Genomic DNA, 15,448 nt, shown 5'->3' with positions numbered 1-15,448 from the left:
GTGACCGATGGTGCCAACGTTGACGTGCGGTTTGTTCCGTTCAAATTTTTCTTTAGCCACGACAATTAACTCCTAGCTTAAAGGGCTGAATCAGCCTTGCTTTTTGGTAACAGTTTCGACGATATGCGACGGAGCTGTATTGTATTTTTTGAATTCCATAGAGTAGCTCGCGCGACCCTGAGACATGGAACGAACGTCGGTTGCGTAACCGAACATTTCACCCAACGGAACCTCGGCACGAATGACCTTGCCGGAAACCGTATCTTCCATACCCAGAATCATGCCACGACGACGGTTAAGGTCGCCCATGACATCACCCATGTAGTCTTCAGGCGTAACAACCTCTACCGCCATGATCGGCTCAAGCAACTCACCACCGCCCTTCTGGGCCAGCTGCTTGGTCGCCATGGAGGCAGCCACCTTGAACGCCATCTCGTTGGAGTCGACGTCGTGGTAAGAACCATCGAACACAGTCGCCTTCAGGCCGATCAGCGGATAGCCGGCAACAACGCCGTTCTTCATCTGCTCCTCGATACCCTTCTGGATCGCCGGGATGTATTCCTTAGGAACCACACCACCTACGACTTCGTTCACGAATTGCAGACCTTCCTGACCTTCGTCAGCCGGCGCAAAGCGAATCCAGCAGTGACCGAACTGGCCACGACCACCGGACTGGCGAACGAACTTGCCTTCAATTTCACAGTTCTTCGTGATGCGCTCACGATAGGAAACCTGAGGCTTGCCGATGTTGGCTTCGACGTTGAACTCACGGCGCATCCGGTCAACCAGGATGTCCAGGTGCAACTCGCCCATGCCAGAGATGATCGTTTGACCGGTCTCTTCATCAGTCTTAACGCGGAAAGATGGATCTTCCTGGGCAAGCTTGCCCAGAGCGATACCCATTTTTTCCTGGTCATCCTTGGTTTTCGGCTCAACGGCAACCGAAATAACCGGCTCCGGGAAGTCCATGCGAACCAGGATGATTGGCTTGTCGCCGTTGCACAAAGTCTCACCCGTGGTGACGTCCTTCATGCCGATCAAGGCCGCGATGTCGCCAGCGCGTACTTCCTTGATCTCTTCGCGGGCGTTTGCGTGCATTTGCACCATACGACCCACACGCTCTTTCTTGCCTTTTACAGAGTTGATCACGCCGTCGCCGGAGTTCAACACGCCCGAGTAAACCCGAACAAAGGTCAAGGTACCCACGAATGGGTCGGTAGCGATCTTGAACGCCAGAGCCGAGAACGGCTCGTTGTCGTCTGCATGACGCTCCAGCTCGACAGTCTCGTCATCCGGGTCGGTACCCTTGATGGCTGGAATGTCGGTCGGTGCAGGCAGGAAGTCGATAACGGCGTCGAGAACCAGGGGAACACCCTTGTTCTTGAAGGAAGAACCGCAAACAGCCAAGACGATTTCGCCAGCGATAGTACGCTGACGCAGAGCAGCCTTGATTTCCTCGTTGGTGAGCTCTTCACCCTCGAGATACTTGTTCATCAGCTCTTCGTTGGCTTCGGCCGCAGCCTCTACCATGTTGCCACGCCACTTCTCGGCTTCTTCCAGCAACTCTGCAGGGATGTCCTTGCGAACAGGAACCATACCCTTGTCAGAGTCGTTCCAGTAGACAGCCTGCATGTTGATCAGATCGATCTGGCCCTGGAAGTTGTCTTCAGAACCGATAGCCAGCTGGATCGGCACCGGAGTGTGACCCAGACGCTGCTTGATCTGACCGATCACGCGCAGGAAGTTGGCACCAGCACGGTCCATCTTGTTTACATAAACAAGACGCGGAACGCCGTATTTGTTGGCCTGACGCCATACGGTTTCCGACTGAGGCTCAACACCCGAGGTACCGCAGAACACAACCACAGCGCCGTCGAGTACACGCAGGGAACGTTCAACTTCAATGGTGAAGTCTACGTGACCCGGGGTGTCGATGACGTTGAAGCGGTGCTCATCCTTGTACTGCTTCTCGGAACCCTTCCAGAAGGCGGTAATGGCAGCAGAAGTAATGGTAATACCACGCTCCTGCTCCTGCACCATCCAGTCGGTGGTCGCGGCGCCATCATGCACCTCGCCCATCTTGTGACTTTTGCCAGTGTAAAAAAGGACGCGCTCAGTGGTGGTGGTTTTACCAGCATCCACGTGGGCAACGATACCGATGTTACGGTAGCGATTAATCGGTGTAGTACGAGCCATAAAGCCCTCGCAAATTGAGTGACGCTAGAATTAGAAGCGGTAGTGCGAGAAAGCCTTGTTGGCTTCAGCCATACGGTGCACGTCTTCACGCTTCTTAACTGCAGCACCTTTACCTTCAGCAGCGTCCAACAGTTCGCCAGCCAAACGCAGAGCCATGGACTTCTCACCGCGCTTGCGGGCGAAGTCTACCAACCAGCGCATTGCCAGGGCGTTACGACGGGACGGACGAACTTCGACCGGAACCTGGTAAGTAGCACCGCCTACACGGCGCGACTTCACTTCGACCAGCGGAGCGATGGCGTCGAGAGCTTTCTCGAAGATTTCCAGGGGATCGCTGTTCTTGCGTTCCTTAACTTTGTCCAGTGCGCCATAAACAATACGCTCGGCAACGGCTTTCTTGCCGCTTTCCATTACGTGGTTCATGAACTTGGCGAGAATCTGGCTTCCGTATTTCGGATCGTCCAGAATCTCACGTTTGGCTGCTACGCGACGTCTTGGCATTGATAAGCCCTCAAACGGTCTTCAGGTTAGCCCGGGACAGCTAATGCGTGCCCGACCTTACTCTTATCGACTCAATAAAATGAAAAACTGCAAAACGGCCGATTACTTCGGACGCTTGGTACCGTACTTCGAACGACCCTGGTTACGACCTTTAACGCCGGAAGTATCCAAAGAACCGCGAACGGTGTGGTAACGAACACCTGGCAAGTCTTTTACACGACCGCCGCGGATCAGTACCACGCTGTGCTCTTGCAGGTTGTGGCCTTCACCACCGATGTACGAGGAAACCTCGAAACCGTTGGTCAGACGCACACGGCATACTTTACGCAGTGCCGAGTTAGGTTTTTTCGGCGTGGTGGTATACACACGGGTGCATACGCCACGACGTTGCGGGCAGTTCTGCAGCGCAGGCACGTCGGATTTCTCGACGATACGCTTACGCGGCTGACGTACCAGCTGGTTGATAGTTGCCATCTACTAGCTCCACTGTTGTCTTGCGACGCTATTGTCTTACAAGAAAAGCAAAATGGCAGGAACGAATTCCCGCCAAATTTAGGGGATCAAGAGTCTAAAGAGGATCTTGTTCCCAGTCAAGGCAAGGCCCCGACCTCCCCGCCCGCCGGATCTCGACAATTTGTCTCGATCCAGCAAACGGGATGACCAGGGCCAGGCACTTAATTACCGCAGAACTCAGTTACCGCTCGAGTTCAGTGCTTCGGTCAGTGCAGCTTCCACTTCACTGGCGCTTACGCGCAACGGCTTGTCTGCATCACGACGACGCTTGCGCTCGCTGTGATAGGCCAAGCCGGTACCGGCCGGGATCAGACGACCCACGACCACGTTTTCTTTCAGGCCGCGCAGGTAATCGCGCTTGCCGGTTACCGCCGCCTCGGTCAGTACACGGGTGGTTTCCTGGAAGGAAGCCGCCGAGATGAACGATTCGGTAGACAACGACGCCTTGGTGATACCCAGCAGCACGCGAGTGAACTTGGAGACGAACTTGTCTTCCGTCGCCAGGCGCTCGTTTTCCACCAGTACGTGAGTCAGCTCCATCTGGTCGCCCTTGATGAAACTCGAATCGCCGGATTCAGCGATCTCAACTTTACGCAGCATCTGACGCAGGATGGTCTCGATGTGCTTGTCGTTGATCTTCACGCCTTGCAGACGATAAACGTCCTGGATCTCGTTCACGATGTACTTGGCCAGCGCACTCACACCCAGCAAACGCAGGATGTCGTGTGGATCGCTCGGGCCGTCGGAGATAACTTCGCCGCGGTTTACCTGTTCGCCTTCGAAGACGTTCAGGTGACGCCACTTCGGAATCAGCTCTTCGTACGGATCGCTACCGTCGTTCGGAGTGATGACCAGACGGCGCTTGCCCTTGGTCTCTTTACCGAACGCGATGGTGCCGCTGACTTCAGCCAGAATCGAGGCTTCTTTCGGACGACGAGCTTCGAAAAGGTCGGCAACACGCGGCAGACCACCGGTGATGTCACGGGTTTTCGAAGTTTCCTGCGGGATACGAGCGATAACATCACCGATCGCGATCCGCGCACCGTCCGCAACACCGACCAGGGCGTTGGCTGGCAGGAAGTACTGAGCGATTACGTCAGTGCCTGGCAGCAACAGATCCTTGCCGTTGTCATCGACCATCTTCACGGCCGGACGGATGTCCTTGCCAGCCGCTGGACGATCTTTCGCGTCGAGTACTTCAATGTTGGTCATACCGGTCAATTCGTCGGTCTGACGCTTGATCGTGATGCCTTCTTCCATGCCCACGTAGGTCACGGTACCTTTCATTTCGGTCACGATCGGGTGGGTGTGCGGATCCCACTTGGCGACGATGGCGCCAGCGTCGACCTTGTCACCTTCCTTGACCGAAATCACAGCACCGTACGGCAGCTTGTAACGCTCGCGCTCACGACCGAAGTCATCAGCGATTGCCAGCTCACCGGAACGCGATACAGCCACCAGGTGACCGTCCACGCGCTCTACGTGCTTGAGGTTATGCAGACGGACAGTACCGCCATTTTTCACCTGAACACTGTCGGCTGCGGAGGTCCGGCTGGCCGCACCACCGATGTGGAACGTACGCATCGTCAGCTGGGTACCCGGCTCACCGATGGACTGGGCAGCGATAACGCCGACCGCTTCACCGATGTTCACCTGGTGACCACGAGCCAGGTCGCGACCGTAGCACTTAGCGCAGATGCCATAGCGGGTTTCGCAGCTGATCGGCGAACGCACGATCACTTCGTCGATGCTGTTGAGTTCGATGAACTCGACCCACTTCTCGTCAACCAGAGTGCCGGCAGGAACGATAACGTCCTCGGTACCAGGCTTGAATACGTCACGGGCAATGACACGACCCAATACGCGTTCACCCAACGGCTCTACAACGTCACCGCCTTCAATGTGCGGTGTCATTACCAAGCCGTGTTCGGTGCCGCAATCGATCTCGGTCACAACCAGATCCTGCGCAACGTCTACCAGACGACGGGTCAGGTAACCGGAGTTCGCAGTTTTCAACGCGGTATCCGCAAGACCCTTACGAGCACCGTGCGTAGAGATGAAGTACTGAAGTACGCTCAAACCCTCACGGAAGTTTGCTGTAATCGGGGTCTCGATGATGGAACCGTCCGGCTTGGCCATCAGGCCACGCATACCGGCGAGCTGACGGATCTGCGCAGCAGAACCCCGTGCACCCGAGTCGGCCATCATGTACATCGAGTTGAAGGACTCCTGATCGACTTCGTTGCCATGACGGTCGATGACTTTCTCTTTCGAGAGGTTGGCCATCATCGCCTTGGAAACTTCGTCGTTCGCCTTGGACCAGAGGTCGATTACCTTGTTGTACTTCTCGCCCTGGGTGACCAGGCCGGAGGCGTACTGACTTTCGATCTCTTTCACTTCCTCGGTGGCAGCACCGATGATGCGGGCCTTCTCATCCGGGATAACGAAGTCGTTAACACCGATGGAAACACCGGAAATCGTCGAATAGGCAAAACCGGTGTACATCAACTGGTCAGCGAAGATCACGGTCTCTTTCAAACCAACCACGCGGTAGCACTGGTTGATCAGCTTGGAGATCGCCTTTTTCTTCATCGGCAGGTTGACGACGTCGAAGGACAGGCCTTTTGGCACAACCTGGAACAACAGCGCACGGCCGACAGTGGTGTCGACGATACGAGTGTTGGTCACGCTGCCGCCATCACGATCGTTCACGGTTTCGTTGATCCGCACTTTGACCTTGGCGTGCAGTGCGGCTTCGCCGGCACGGAACACACGGTCAACTTCCTGCAGATCCGCGAACACACGGCCTTCGCCCTTGGCGTTGATCGCTTCACGAGTCATGTAGTACAGACCCAATACAACGTCCTGCGACGGAACGATGATTGGCTCACCGTTGGCTGGCGACAGGATGTTGTTGGTAGACATCATCAACGCGCGCGCTTCGAGCTGGGCTTCCAGCGTCAGCGGCACGTGCACGGCCATTTGGTCGCCGTCGAAGTCGGCGTTGTACGCAGCACAGACCAGCGGGTGCAGCTGGATAGCCTTACCTTCGATCAGTACCGGTTCAAACGCCTGGATACCCAGACGGTGAAGGGTCGGTGCACGGTTGAGCAGCACGGGGTGTTCGCGAATCACTTCAGCGAGAACGTCCCAGACTTCTGGCAGTTCGCGCTCGACCATCTTCTTAGCCGCTTTAATGGTGGTAGCGAGACCACGCATTTCCAGCTTGCCGAAAATGAACGGCTTGAACAGCTCCAGAGCCATTTTCTTAGGCAGACCGCACTGGTGCAGACGCAGGGTCGGGCCTACGGTAATAACCGAACGACCGGAGTAGTCAACACGCTTACCGAGCAAGTTCTGACGGAAACGACCCTGCTTACCCTTGATCATGTCAGCCAGGGATTTCAGAGGACGCTTGTTCGAACCGGTGATAGCGCGGCCACGACGACCGTTGTCGAGCAGTGCATCGACAGCTTCCTGCAACATACGCTTTTCGTTGCGCACGATGATGTCCGGAGCGGACAGATCAAGCAGGCGCTTCAAGCGGTTGTTACGGTTGATCACTCGACGATACAGATCGTTGAGGTCGGAAGTCGCGAAACGACCGCCGTCGAGCGGAACCAGCGGACGCAGGTCTGGCGGCAGAACCGGCAGAACGGTCAGCACCATCCACTCTGGCAGGTTGCCGGAACCCTGGAAGGCTTCCATCAACTTCAGACGCTTGGACAGCTTCTTGATCTTGGTTTCGGAGTTGGTTTGCGGAATTTCTTCACGCAGACGGCCAATCTCGTGCTCCAGGTCGATCGCGTGCAGCAGTTCACGGACAGCTTCGGCACCCATGCGGGCATCGAAGTCGTCGCCGAACTCTTCCAGCGCTTCGAAGTACTGCTCGTCATTCAGCAGCTGACCTTTTTCAAGGGTGGTCATGCCTGGATCGATAACGACATAGCTCTCGAAGTAGAGAACGCGTTCGATATCACGCAGGGTCATGTCCATCAGCAAGCCGATACGGGACGGCAGCGATTTCAGGAACCAGATGTGGGCAACCGGCGAGGCCAGTTCGATGTGCGCCATGCGCTCACGACGAACTTTTGCCAGCGCGACTTCAACGCCGCACTTCTCGCAGATCACACCACGGTGCTTCAAGCGCTTGTACTTACCGCACAGGCACTCGTAATCCTTTACCGGGCCAAAGATCTTGGCGCAGAACAGGCCGTCACGCTCAGGTTTGAACGTACGGTAGTTGATGGTTTCCGGCTTTTTAACTTCACCGAACGACCACGAACGGATCATCTCAGGCGAGGCCAATCCGATACGGATGGCGTCGAACTCTTCGACTTGACCCTGGTTTTTCAGCAAATTCAGTAGGTCTTTCAAGGCCTTTCCTCCTGGCGGAGCAGAGAGCGGGCAAAACAGCCCCGCTCTCGATTCGCGTCACGTGTTATTCGGTTTCCAGATCGATATCGATGCCGAGGGAACGAATTTCCTTGATCAACACGTTGAAAGACTCGGGCATGCCCGGCTCCATACGGTGATCGCCGTCCACGATGTTTTTGTACATCTTGGTCCGACCGTTCACATCGTCCGACTTCACTGTGAGCATTTCTTGCAGAGTGTAGGCAGCACCGTACGCTTCCAGTGCCCAGACCTCCATCTCCCCGAAACGCTGACCACCGAACTGCGCCTTACCACCCAGCGGCTGCTGGGTAACCAGGCTGTAAGAACCGGTAGAACGAGCGTGCATCTTGTCGTCTACCAAGTGGTTCAGCTTCAGCATGTACATGTAGCCAACGGTAACCGGGCGCTCGAACTTGTTGCCGGTACGGCCGTCGAACAGCTGCATCTGGCCGCTTTCCGGCAGGTCTGCCAGTTTCAGCATGGCCTTGATTTCGCTTTCCTTGGCACCGTCGAACACCGGAGTTGCCATTGGAACGCCGCCGCGCAGGTTCTTCGCCAGATCCAGGATTTCCTGGTCGGAGAAGGTATCCAGCTCTTCGTTGCGTCCGCCGATCTCGTTGTAGATCTCGTGCAGGAACTTACGCAGGTCAGCGACCTTGCGCTGCTCTTCGATCATACGGTTGATCTTCTCGCCCAAGCCCTTGGCCGCGAGGCCCAGGTGGGTTTCAAGGATCTGACCAACGTTCATACGCGAAGGTACGCCCAACGGGTTGAGGACGACGTCGACCGGGGTGCCATTGGCATCGTGCGGCATGTCTTCAACCGGCATGATCACGGAGACCACACCTTTGTTACCGTGACGACCGGCCATCTTGTCGCCCGGCTGGATGCGACGACGGATTGCCAGGTAAACCTTGACGATTTTCAGCACGCCTGGAGCCAGGTCATCGCCTTGCTGCAGTTTGCGCTTCTTGTCTTCGAACTTGTCGTCCAGCAGACGGCGGCGATCAACGATATAGGCCTGGGCCTTCTCGAGCTGCTCGTTCAGAGCATCTTCAGCCATGCGCAGTTTGAACCACTGACCATGCTCAAGACCGTCGAGAACTTCGTCGGTGATTTCCTGACCTTTCTTCAGACCGGCGCCGCCTTCGGCTTTGTGGCCGACCAGAGCGGAGCGCAGACGCTCGAAAGTTGCGCCTTCAACGATACGGAACTCTTCGTTCAGGTCCTTGCGGATCTCGTCGAGTTGAGTCTTCTCGATAGACAGTGCACGAGCGTCACGCTCTACACCGTCGCGGGTGAAGACCTGTACGTCGATGACGGTACCCTTGGTGCCGGTAGGCACACGCAGGGAGGTGTCTTTAACGTCGCTGGCTTTTTCACCGAAGATGGCACGCAGCAGTTTTTCTTCCGGAGTCAGTTGAGTCTCGCCTTTCGGAGTGACCTTACCAACCAGGATGTCGCCTGCGCCTACTTCAGCACCTACGTAAACGATACCGGCTTCGTCCAGCTTGTTCAGTGCAGCTTCACCCACGTTAGGGATGTCCGCAGTGATTTCCTCTGGGCCAAGCTTGGTGTCACGAGCCACACAGGTCAGTTCCTGAATGTGGATCGTGGTGAAGCGGTCTTCCTGAACAACACGCTCGGACAGGCAGATGGAGTCTTCGAAGTTGAAGCCGTTCCATGCCATGAACGCGATGCGCATGTTCTGGCCCAATGCCAGTTCACCCATATCGGTGGACGGGCCGTCGGCCATGATGTCGCTACGCTGAACCCGATCACCCTTGCTCACCAGCGGACGCTGGTTAATGCAGGTGTTCTGGTTGGAGCGGGTGTATTTGGTCAGGTTGTAGATGTCGACACCGGCTTCGCCAGTTTCAACTTCGTCATCGGCAACACGAACCACGATACGGCTGGCATCGACGGAATCGATCACGCCACCACGACGAGCCACGACACAAACGCCGGAGTCACGGGCAACGTTACGCTCCATGCCGGTACCTACCAGCGGCTTGTCGGCACGCAGGGTCGGTACAGCTTGACGCTGCATGTTCGAGCCCATCAACGCACGGTTGGCGTCGTCGTGCTCGAGGAACGGAATCAACGACGCTGCCACCGAAACAACCTGCTTGGGCGAAACGTCCATCAAGGTGACGTCTTCTGGCGCCTTGACGGTGAACTCGTTCAGGTGACGAACAGCTACCAGCTCGTCGATCAGCTGACCTTTTTCGTTCATGGTCGCCGAAGCCTGAGCGATCACATGATCGGCCTCTTCGATTGCGGACAGGAACACGATCTCGTCGGTCACCAGACCTTCTTTCACCACACGGTACGGGCTCTCGAGGAAGCCATACTGGTTGGTGCGAGCATAGGCTGCCAGCGAGTTGATCAGACCGATGTTCGGACCTTCCGGCGTTTCAATCGGGCATACACGACCGTAGTGAGTCGGGTGTACGTCACGAACTTCGAAGCCTGCGCGCTCACGGGTCAGACCGCCCGGGCCGAGTGCAGATACACGACGCTTGTGGGTAATCTCCGACAGCGGGTTGTTCTGGTCCATGAACTGAGACAGCTGGCTCGAACCGAAGAACTCTTTCACCGCGGCAGCCACTGGCTTGGCGTTGATCAGATCCTGCGGCATCAGGCCTTCGCTTTCAGCCATCGACAGACGTTCCTTGACCGCACGCTCTACGCGCACCAGGCCAACACGGAACTGGTTCTCGGCCATCTCGCCTACGCAGCGGACACGACGGTTACCCAGGTGGTCGATGTCATCGACGATGCCCTTGCCGTTCCGGATGTCGACCAGAGTCTTGAGCACCGCAACGATGTCGTCCTTGTTCAGCACGCCCGAACCTTCGATTTCGGTGCGACCGATACGACGGTTGAACTTCATCCGGCCGACCGCAGACAGGTCATAACGCTCAGGGCTGAAGAACAGGTTGTTGAACAGGGTCTCGGCTGCGTCTTTGGTTGGCGGCTCGCCAGGACGCATCATGCGATAGATCTCGACCAGGGCTTCCAGCTGGTTGCCGGTGGAGTCGATCTTCAGCGTATCGGAGATGAACGGACCGCAGTCGATATCGTTGGTGTACAGAGTCTCGATGCGAACAACCTGGGCCTTGGCGATTTTTGCCAGGATCTCGGTGTTCAGCTCGGTGTTGCACTCTGCCAGGATTTCGCCGGTGGCCGGGTGCACGATGACCTTGGCGGTGGTGCGACCCAGGACGTAGTCCAGAGGCACCTGCAGCTCTTTGATCCCGGCTTTTTCCAGCTGGTTGATGTGGCGAGCGGTGATACGACGACCCTGCTCGACAATAACCTTGCCTTTATCATCCTGGATATCGAGGACAGCGATTTCACCGCGCAGGCGCTGAGGCACCAGCTCCAGGCTGAGGTTTTCACCTTGCACATGGAAGACGTTGGTGGTGTAGAACGCGTCCAGCACTTCCTCGGTGGTATAGCCGAGCGCGCGCAGCAGTACCGATGCAGGCAGCTTGCGGCGACGGTCGATACGCACGAATACGCAGTCTTTAGGGTCGAACTCAAAGTCCAACCACGAACCGCGGTAAGGAATGATGCGCGCGGAATAAAGCAGTTTGCCGGAGCTGTGCGTCTTGCCACGGTCGTGGTCGAAGAACACGCCCGGAGAACGGTGCAGCTGGGAAACGATTACACGCTCGGTACCGTTGATTACGAAGGTACCGTTCTCAGTCATCAGGGGGATTTCACCCATGTAGACTTCTTGCTCTTTGATGTCCTTGATCGCTTTGTTCGACGATTCTTTGTCGAAAATGATCAGGCGCACTTTTACCCGCAAAGGTACGGCGTAAGTCACACCGCGCAATACGCATTCTTTGACATCAAATGCCGGTTCGCCCAGGCGATAACCGACGTACTCCAGCGCAGCATTGCCGGAGTAGCTGATGATCGGGAAAACGGATTTGAAGGCCGCATGCAGGCCCACGTCGCGGAACTGATCTTTAGTCGCTCCCGCTTGCAAGAATTCACGATACGAATCCAGCTGGATGGCCAGGAGGTACGGCACATCCATGACGTCCGGCAACTTGCTAAAGTCCTTGCGGATACGTTTTTTCTCAGTATATGAGTAAGCCATCAGCGTTCCCCAGCTTGGTCACCTGCTTGTTTGGCCCCTCCCGACGGGAGCAGCCAGAAAATCGTGCAAACCCCATGGTTTGCGCCACCACATCGGGTGGATACAGCTCGCTATAGGCACCGACCCAGTCGGCTGCCAATAACGGAAAAAGGCCGGTGGCAAGAGCCACCAGCCATCAGCCTGTCGCTTAACGCTCGGGCTGGAGACGCAAAGTCGATGCTTACTTCAGCTCGACTTTAGCGCCTGCTTCTTCCAGAGCGGCCTTGGCTTTTTCAGCTGCGTCTTTGGCAACAGCTTCCAGAACCATGGCAGGAGCGCCGTCAACTACAGCCTTGGCTTCTTTCAGGCCCAGACCGGTCAGTTCACGTACTGCCTTGATCACGTTTACTTTCTTCTCGCCAGCTTCGGTCAGCATGACGTTGAATTCGGTTTGCTCTTCAGCAACGGCAGCAGCAACAGCTGGACCAGCGGAAGCAGCAGCAGCGGTAACACCGAATTTTTCTTCGAAAGCTTTGATCAGCTCAACAACTTCCATTACGGACATGTTGGCTACGGCTTCGAGGATGTCGTTTTGAGAGATAGTCATGAAACTAAATTCCTGAATTGGGGGACGGCCTACGCGACCATCGAAATAAACAAAAAACGCGGAAAGGAGTGTCGAGCCTTAGGCTGCGGCAGCTTCTTTCTGGTCGCGCAGTGCCGCCAGGGTACGAGCCAATTTGCTGGTTGCGCCTTGCATCACGCTCATCAGCTGAGAAATTGCTTCGTCACGGGTCGGCAGAGTTGCCAGTACGTCGATCTGGTTAGCTGCGAGGAACTTGCCCTCGAACGCAGCTGCCTTAATCTCGAACTTGTCCTGACCTTTTGCGAACTCTTTGAAGATGCGAGCAGCAGCGCCCGGATGTTCTTTCGAGAATGCAATCAAGGTCGGGCCGGTGAACACGTCGTTGAGGACACTGTATTCAGTGTCAGCAACAGCGCGCTTGAGCAGGGTGTTACGTACAACGCGTACGTAAACGCCAGCTTCACGAGCCTCTTTACGGAGTCCGGTCATAGCGCCTACTGTTACGCCACGGGCATCAGCCACGACAGCGGACAGGGCAGCTTTGGCAGCCTCGTTGACTTCAGCGACGATGGCCTTCTTGTCTTCGAGTTTAATTGCCACGGGTTTAACTCCTGCTTGTTACCGTTTCATCCGGTCGAAACCGAATGTCGTTTTGGTGTCTGATTCGGTAAGGAACCGGGAGCACCATCTGCGTAGGCTTGTGGTTTAAGACTTTCGTCGCCTACGGTCTTGGACAGCCCCCGCCAGGCAGGGACCCCAATTTTTTGATTGGCGCAATCGCTTGCGCCAATCTGAGTCTTACGCGTCGAGCGAGCTCTGATCGATGACCAGACCTGGGCCCATAGTGGTGCTCAGGGTAACGCGCTTGACGTAGATACCTTTCGAAGAAGCTGGCTTGATACGCTTCAGATCAGCGATCAGGGCTTCTACGTTTTCCTTCAGCTTGACGGCGTCGAAGCCGATCTTGCCAACGGAGGTGTGAATGATGCCGTTCTTGTCGGTGCGATAACGAACCTGACCAGCCTTGGCGTTTTTAACCGCGGTGGCTACGTCTGGCGTTACGGTGCCGACTTTAGGGTTAGGCATCAGACCACGTGGACCGAGGATCTGACCCAACTGACCCACAACGCGCATGGCATCCGGGGATGCGATAACTACGTCATAGTTCAGGTCGCCGCCTTTCATTTCAGCAGCCAGATCGTCCATGCCTACGCGATCAGCACCAGCAGCCAGAGCAGCTTCAGCTGCTGGGCCCTGGGTGAAAACAGCTACACGAACGGTCTTGCCAGTGCCGTGTGGCAGCACGGTAGCGCTACGAACGACCTGGTCGGATTTACGCGGGTCAACACCCAGGTTTACAGCAACGTCGAACGACTCGCTGAACTTGACAGTCGACAGCTCGGCCAGCAGTGCGGCGGCGTCTACAAAGTTGTAGGCCTTGCCTGCTTCGATTTTGCCGGCGATAGCCTTTTGACGCTTGGTCAGCTTAGCCATTACACACCCTCCACGTTAAGGCCCATGCTACGAGCAGAACCGGCGATAGTACGCACGGCTGCATCCATATCAGCTGCAGTCAGATCCGCGTTTTTGGTTTTCGCGATTTCTTCCAGCTGAGCACGGGTAACGGTGCCAACCTTAACGGTGTTTGGACGAGCGGAACCGCTGGTCAAACCTGCAGCCTTCTTCAGCAGAACCGAAGCAGGGGTGCTTTTAGTTTCGAAGGTAAAGCTACGGTCGCTGTAGACAGTGATGATCACTGGAGTTGGCAGACCTGGCTCAAGACCCTGAGTACGGGCGTTGAAGGCCTTGCAGAATTCCATGATGTTCACGCCGTGCTGACCCAGGGCAGGACCAACAGGTGGGCTTGGGTTAGCCTGAGCGGCCTTCACTTGCAGCTTGATGTAAGCGGTAATTTTCTTGGCCATGAGGCACTCCAATTACGGGTTCTAGCGCCTCGAAAGGCTCCCCGGTTACTTGCGCGTTTATCCCAGTGACGACAAAACCCCACAGCCTAGGGCTGCGGGGTTGGGATGCCTGTTCAATCAGACCTTTTCGACCTGACTGAACTCTAGCTCTACCGGAGTAGAGCGACCGAAAATGAGCACAGCCACTTGGATCCGGCTCTTTTCGTAGTTAACTTCTTCAACCGTGCCATTAAAATCAGCGAATGGACCATCAGTGACGCGAACAACTTCACCTGGTTCAAACAGCGTTTTTGGCTTCGGCTTATCGCTACCATCAGCGACGCGACGCAGAATCGCTTCTGCCTCTTTATCTGTAATCGGTGCAGGCTTGTCAGCGGTACCGCCGATGAAGCCCATCACCCGAGGGGTATCCTTGACCAAGTGCCAAGTCCCTTCGTTCATATCCATCTGTACCAGCACATAGCCTGGAAAGAACTTGCGTTCACTTTTGCGCTTCTGGCCATTACGCATCTCAACCACTTCTTCAGTGGGGACCAGAATCTCGCCAAAGCCATCTTCCATGCCAGCCAGCTTTACGCGCTCTACCAGCGAGCGCATGACATGCTTCTCGTAACCCGAGTAAGCATGCACAACGTACCAACGCTTAGCCACGGGACACCCTTAGCCAACAATCAAGGAAACAAGCCAGCCGAGCAGGGAATCGAGCCCCCACAACAGCAACGCCATTACCAGAACAACAGCCACAACGATCAACGTGGTCTGCGTGGTTTCTTGGCGAGTCGGCCATACGACTTTACGAATCTCGGTGCGAGCTTCCTTAGCGAGTACGAAGAAAGACTTGCCCTTAGCCGTTTGCAGCCCCACAAAAGCAGCAACAGCGGCGATAGCAAGCAATGCAAGTACACGGTACAGGATCGGCGAAGCAGAGTAATACTGATTGCCAACAACGCCAACAACCACCAAAGCGACTACCACTAGCCACTTGAGCAGATCGAAGCGAGAGCCTTGAGCTTCAGCTTTAGGAGTCATCTATGAAGATCCTGTGAAAAGAAAGCCAGACACACCAAGTGAATCTGGCAGGTCAGGAGGGAATCGAACCCCCAACCTACGGTTTTGGAGACCGTCGCTCTGCCAATTGAGCTACTGACCTAAAACAAAATCAGGCCGACCATTATGCCGGCCTGAAAAAGACATTACAACCGTTTACTCGATGACTTTGGCTACGACGCCAGC

Annotated in this window: 11 protein-coding genes and 1 tRNA gene; all 12 read right to left on the bottom strand. The window is 55.9% G+C overall.

Going from position 1 to position 15,448, the window contains the following annotated elements:
- Positions 1-90 precede the first annotated feature (90 nt).
- Entirely contained in the window at positions 91-2,196 is a 2,106-nt protein-coding gene (gene fusA, locus HU811_RS16375; RefSeq protein WP_092403441.1) for an elongation factor G, read from the bottom strand.
- A 30-nt stretch (positions 2,197-2,226) separates the two neighbouring features.
- The gene (gene rpsG / locus HU811_RS16370; RefSeq protein ID WP_003186074.1) at positions 2,227-2,697 is read right to left on the bottom strand and encodes a 30S ribosomal protein S7; all 471 of its coding nucleotides are present in this window, start codon (positions 2,695-2,697) and stop codon (positions 2,227-2,229) included.
- A 102-nt stretch (positions 2,698-2,799) separates the two neighbouring features.
- Positions 2,800-3,171, bottom strand: coding sequence for a 30S ribosomal protein S12 (gene rpsL / locus HU811_RS16365; RefSeq protein WP_003186084.1), 372 nt, complete (start codon positions 3,169-3,171; stop codon positions 2,800-2,802).
- 216 nt (positions 3,172-3,387) lie between these two features.
- Positions 3,388-7,587: a DNA-directed RNA polymerase subunit beta' gene (gene rpoC, locus HU811_RS16360; RefSeq protein ID WP_047230482.1), complete on the bottom strand. Its 4,200-nt coding sequence runs from the start codon at positions 7,585-7,587 to the stop codon at positions 3,388-3,390.
- A 64-nt stretch (positions 7,588-7,651) separates the two neighbouring features.
- Positions 7,652-11,725 (bottom strand): DNA-directed RNA polymerase subunit beta, encoded by a 4,074-nt coding sequence (rpoB, locus tag HU811_RS16355; RefSeq protein ID WP_092403439.1) that lies wholly within the window; start codon positions 11,723-11,725, stop codon positions 7,652-7,654.
- A 220-nt stretch (positions 11,726-11,945) separates the two neighbouring features.
- The gene (gene rplL, locus HU811_RS16350) at positions 11,946-12,311 is read right to left on the bottom strand and encodes a 50S ribosomal protein L7/L12 (protein WP_092403437.1); all 366 of its coding nucleotides are present in this window, start codon (positions 12,309-12,311) and stop codon (positions 11,946-11,948) included.
- 78 nt (positions 12,312-12,389) lie between these two features.
- Positions 12,390-12,890, bottom strand: coding sequence for a 50S ribosomal protein L10 (gene rplJ / locus HU811_RS16345; RefSeq protein WP_092403435.1), 501 nt, complete (start codon positions 12,888-12,890; stop codon positions 12,390-12,392).
- Between the two features lie 198 nt (positions 12,891-13,088).
- Positions 13,089-13,784, bottom strand: a complete 696-nt coding sequence (gene rplA / locus HU811_RS16340) for a 50S ribosomal protein L1 (RefSeq protein WP_003186095.1) — start codon at positions 13,782-13,784, stop codon at positions 13,089-13,091.
- Positions 13,784-14,215: a 50S ribosomal protein L11 gene (rplK, locus tag HU811_RS16335; protein WP_003176435.1), complete on the bottom strand. Its 432-nt coding sequence runs from the start codon at positions 14,213-14,215 to the stop codon at positions 13,784-13,786. Before rplK ends, rplA begins: the two co-directional genes overlap by 1 nt.
- A gap of 117 nt (positions 14,216-14,332) precedes the next feature.
- A complete protein-coding gene (gene nusG / locus HU811_RS16330; RefSeq protein WP_003186097.1) occupies positions 14,333-14,866 on the bottom strand; it encodes a transcription termination/antitermination protein NusG in 534 nt (177 codons plus the stop codon).
- 9 nt (positions 14,867-14,875) lie between these two features.
- Positions 14,876-15,244 (bottom strand): preprotein translocase subunit SecE, encoded by a 369-nt coding sequence (gene secE / locus HU811_RS16325; protein ID WP_003186101.1) that lies wholly within the window; start codon positions 15,242-15,244, stop codon positions 14,876-14,878.
- A 45-nt stretch (positions 15,245-15,289) separates the two neighbouring features.
- Positions 15,290-15,365 (bottom strand) — tRNA-Trp (locus HU811_RS16320).
- Positions 15,366-15,448 lie beyond the last annotated feature (83 nt).

The organism is Pseudomonas tehranensis (assembly GCF_014268615.1).
Lineage (GTDB): Bacteria > Pseudomonadota > Gammaproteobacteria > Pseudomonadales > Pseudomonadaceae > Aquipseudomonas > Aquipseudomonas tehranensis.
Note: the sequence above shows the minus strand (reverse complement) of the source record. Positions and strands in the feature narration are given on the sequence as shown.